The organism is Rhodoferax sp. RT5P35 (assembly GCF_056521385.1).
The window spans coordinates 1-1,065 of sequence record NZ_JBWMAX010000335.1 but is presented as its reverse complement, the minus strand read 5'-3'; the positions used below and the strand labels follow the sequence as shown (position 1 = coordinate 1,065).

Below are 1,065 nucleotides of genomic sequence, written 5' to 3'. Positions count from 1 at the left end.
GCCTTGGGCCTGGGCGGCTTCGCGGTCAGCACCCAGCTCAAGATCGGCGACCTGGACGCTGGCGCGCCCGAGTTGCGCCCGGACAGCCGCTACAACCGCGACGCAGCCTTTCTCAATGCGTCCTATGGCGCATCCAGCGATGTAATGGCCATCATGGTCAAGACACCTGAGGGGCAGTGCGCCGACTACCAAACACTCAACAAGGTGGACGTGCTGGAGTGGGAGCTGCGTCAGCTCGACGGTGTCGAAACCACTAACACGCTGTCGCTGCTCAATCGGCGCATGCTCTCGGGCCTGAACGAAGGCAATCCCAAGTGGTATGAGTTTCTGCCAAACCAGGAAATGCTTAACTCCGTGACCGGGGGCGCGCCGCGCGGTCTGTACAACGCCAACTGCGCCTTGCTGACGGTTTACGTCTATTTGCAGGATCACAAGGCCGAGACCCTGAGTCGCGTGGTGAGCCATGTTGAATCATTTGCCCGCGTCAACGATACCGCCAAGGTCCAGTTCCTGCTCGCCGCAGGATCGGCGGGCATCGAGGCTGCGACCAACATTGTGGTCAAGGATGCCTGGCGCCAGATGCTCTTCCTAGTATACGGCGCGGTGATCGTGCTGTGCTTCATGTTCCGCAACCTGCCGGTGGGTGTGCGGGCGGGTACGGCGGCCTTCAAGCAGCTGGACAAGTCGCTGGACGAAGCCTCGCTGATGCTGCGCGCTTCCACCCTGCAAACCCTCATCCACGTGGTGCTGCCGCTGCTCAAACCGGCGCTGATTGCCGCGCTGGTCTACAGCTTTGTGCGGGCCATGACCACGGTGTCGGCGGTGGTGTTTCTGGTGACCGCCGAAAACGAGCTGGCCACCACCTACATCATTGGCCGCGTGGGGCAGGGTGACTACGGCGTGGCGCTGGCGTACTGCACGGTGCTGATCGTGCTGATGTCGGCGGCGATGGGGCTGATCCAGCTGCTGGTGGGCGAGCGCAAGCTGGGGCGGCGCAAGGGCGCGGCCATGGCTGCAGCGCATTGAATTTATAAGAAATAGGGCTCTAGCGCTTATTCCGACTGC

General features: G+C 62.3%; 1 protein-coding gene. It reads left to right on the top strand.

Annotated elements, in window-relative coordinates:
- A partial coding sequence (locus AC097L_RS26110; protein ID WP_479589593.1) for an ABC transporter permease occupies positions 1-1,026 on the top strand: 1,026 nt, incomplete at its 5' end.
- Positions 1,027-1,065 lie beyond the last annotated feature (39 nt).